The sequence below is a fragment of the Phyllobacterium sp. P5_D12 genome (assembly GCF_054049495.1).
In genome coordinates, this window is record NZ_JBFUMG010000519.1 from 1 (window position 1) to 3,140 (window position 3,140).

Sequence of the window (3,140 nt, forward strand, 5' to 3'; positions counted from 1 at the left end):
TTTTTTTAAATCTAAGAACAGAAAAGTCCGGGGCAAATCATGAAATCATTGGGAAGTTTCCGCCGCACATTCGCACCTTGGAACGATCCTGYAGCGAAGCCCTTTATCGCGATCGAAAATGTCACCAAGAAGTTCGGTGATTTTGCGGCCGTCAATGATTTGTCCCTCAACATTTACAATCGCGAATTCTTTGCGCTCCTGGGCGCTTCCGGCTGTGGCAAGTCGACCCTCTTGCGCATGCTTGCCGGCTTCGAAGAGCCGACCGCCGGGCGCATTCTCATCGACGGTCAGGATATGCGCGGCATTCCGCCCTATAAGCGCCCGGTCAACATGATGTTCCAGTCCTATGCCCTTTTTCCGCACATGACGGTCGAAGGTAACATCGCTTTTGGTCTGAAGCAGGAGGGCATGGCCAAGAGCGATATCGAGGCGCGTGTCGCCGAAATGCTCAAGCTTGTGAAGCTCGAGCGGTTCGCCAAGCGCAAGCCGCACCAGCTCTCCGGCGGTCAGCGCCAGCGCGTGGCGCTAGCGCGTTGCGTTGCAAAGCGTCCGAAGGTTTTGCTGCTCGACGAGCCACTCGGTGCGCTCGACAAGAAGCTGCGCGAGGAAACGCAGTTTGAGCTCATGGACCTGCAGATGAAACTCGGCCTGACATTCGTTGTCGTTACACACGATCAGGAAGAAGCGATGACCATGGCCGACCGCATCGCCGTCATGGACAAGGGCAAGGTCATGCAGGTGGCAACGCCGGCGGAAGTCTATGAAGCTCCAAACTCGAAGTTCGTCGCCGACTTCATCGGCAATGTGAACATGTTCGAAGGCACCGCCGCCGCAGTCGCCAATGGCAAGATCGACATTGCTGTCGCACCTGAAAACCTGACGATCCGCACCGATGCCGCTTCGAAAAGCTGCACTGTGGGCCAGCCGGTTGGGTTTGCCATCAGGCCGGAGAAAATTAGGGTCAGCCGCAAGCAGCCCGCCGATCCGTCAATCAACTCCGCGCACGGGGAGCTTTATGACATCGCCTATTTCGGTGACATGACAGTCTTCCATGTGAAGCTTGAAAGCGGCCGGATCATCAAGGCTGCGAGCCTCAACGCTGTGCGCACGGTCGAAGACCCGCTCGGCTATGACGACATGGTCTGGGTCAATTTCGATGCCGATGCCGGTATCGTTCTGACCGCTTGAGAAAGGGCGATATCATGCAGAACTTGATATCCTCTATTGCAAGCCGGCTGGTTATAGCCGTTCCCTACCTGTGGCTGCTGATCTTCTTCCTTATCCCCTTTGTCATCGTGTTCAAGATATCGCTTTCGGAAGTCGCGATGGCCATCCCGCCCTATACGCCGGTGTTCAGCCTCTCGGCCGGCTGGCAAGCCTTTGCGGATAATTTCTCCCAGTTTTCATGGGACAACTATATCTGGCTGTTGGAAGACCCGCTTTATTACAAAGCCTACATCTCCAGCGTGATCATCGCCGCGGTTTCGACCGTTCTGACGCTTATCGTCGGCTACCCGATCGCCTACGGCATGGCGCGCGCGCCCGCGACGATCCGGCCAACACTGTTGATGCTGGTCATCCTGCCGTTCTGGACCAGCTTCCTGATTCGCGTCTATGCCTGGATAGGCATCTTGAAGCCCGAGGGCCTGCTCAACCAGTTCCTGATGTGGGCGCACGTGATCGACACGCCACTCAACATCCTCAACACCAATACAGCCGTCTTTATTGGTATCGTCTATTCCTATCTGCCATTTCTGATTCTGCCGATCTATTCGGCGCTGGAAAAGATGGACTATTCGCTGGTTGAAGCAGCTGAGGATCTTGGCTGTCCGCCCATACTCGCTTTCTGGAAAATCACCTTTCGTCTGTCGATGCCGGGCGTCATAGCCGGGTGTTTCCTGGTTTTCATTCCTGCGGTTGGTGAATTCGTCATTCCGGACCTCCTCGGCGGATCGCAGACCCTGATGATTGGCAAGACGCTGTGGAACGAGTTCTTCTCCAACCGGGATTGGCCGGTTTCCTCCGCCGTCGCTGTTATCCTTCTGCTGTTGCTGGTCGTGCCAATCGTTCTGTTCCAGCGTGCGGAAGCGCGGGCGCAGGAAAGCGAGAAATAAAATGAACACCACCTGGTCCCGCTTCAACATTGCGTCCCTGGTTTTCGGTTTCGCCTTCCTTTATTTGCCGATCGTCCTTCTGGTCGTCTTTTCGTTCAACGAATCCCGGCTCGTCACCGTGTGGGCGGGGTTTTCGACAAAATGGTACGTCTCTCTGTTCCACAACCAGAGCTTTATCGATGCGGCTTGGGTGACCATCCGTGTCGGGCTGGTCTCGGCCACGGTTGCGACAATTCTTGGAACACTCGGTGCCTTGGCTATGACCCGCTATACGCGCTTCCGCGGGCGCTTGCTGTTTTCAGCAATGATCTATGCACCGCTGGTCATGCCGGAAGTCATCACTGGATTGTCGATGCTTCTGCTCTTCGTTGCCATCGGCTTCGACCGCGGCCTGTGGACCATGATCCTCGCACATATCACCTTCTCCATGTGCTTTGTCGCCGTCGTCGTGCAGTCGCGACTGGTGACATTTGACCGTTCGCTGGAAGAAGCGGCGATGGACCTTGGAGCAACGCCGGTCACGACGTTCTTCAGGGTAACACTGCCGGTGATCCTGCCGGCAGTGGTCTCTGGCTGGATGCTGGCCTTTACCCTTTCGTTGGATGATCTGGTCATTTCCAGCTTCACCTCAGGGCCGGGCGCGACCACGCTGCCCATGCGTATTTATTCGCAGGTCCGGCTTGGCGTGACGCCGGAAATCAACGCGGCGTGTACCATCCTGATTGCCATCGTAGCAGTCGGCGTGATCATTGCGTCCATCGCCAACAAGCGCCGCGAGGTTCAGAAGGCACGCGACGAACAGGCCGCTGCACGGAACTAGCCGACCTTTTCTTTACACACCTTTACACAACAAATATTTGAGCATATTAATTGAGACTAGGCAGGTTGAATGTCGCCAAAACGCAGTCCTATGACGCCACGCGAAGTTGTCAAACATTTGCGTTCCGACGGATGGGAGATCAAGCGGAAGGGACCGGGAGACCACGTTCAGTATGTTCATCCTTCCAAGCCGGGTAAGGTTACCGT

4 protein-coding genes are annotated in these 3,140 nt (G+C 55.8%); all 4 read left to right on the forward strand.

What is annotated here, in order from left to right; all coding sequences use genetic code 11:
* Positions 1-39: 39 nt before the first annotated feature.
* Positions 40-1,188, forward strand: coding sequence for an ABC transporter ATP-binding protein (locus ACXJ5O_RS22805; RefSeq protein WP_457301896.1), 1,149 nt, complete (start codon positions 40-42; stop codon positions 1,186-1,188).
* Between the two features lie 14 nt (positions 1,189-1,202).
* Positions 1,203-2,114: an ABC transporter permease subunit gene (locus ACXJ5O_RS22810; protein ID WP_457301897.1), complete on the forward strand. Its 912-nt coding sequence runs from the start codon at positions 1,203-1,205 to the stop codon at positions 2,112-2,114.
* 1 nt (position 2,115) lies between these two features.
* The gene (locus tag ACXJ5O_RS22815) at positions 2,116-2,934 is read left to right on the forward strand and encodes an ABC transporter permease (protein WP_457301898.1); all 819 of its coding nucleotides are present in this window, start codon (positions 2,116-2,118) and stop codon (positions 2,932-2,934) included.
* 90 nt (positions 2,935-3,024) lie between these two features.
* The coding region (locus ACXJ5O_RS22820) for a type II toxin-antitoxin system HicA family toxin (protein ID WP_457301899.1) at positions 3,025-3,140 on the forward strand (116 nt) is incomplete at its 3' end.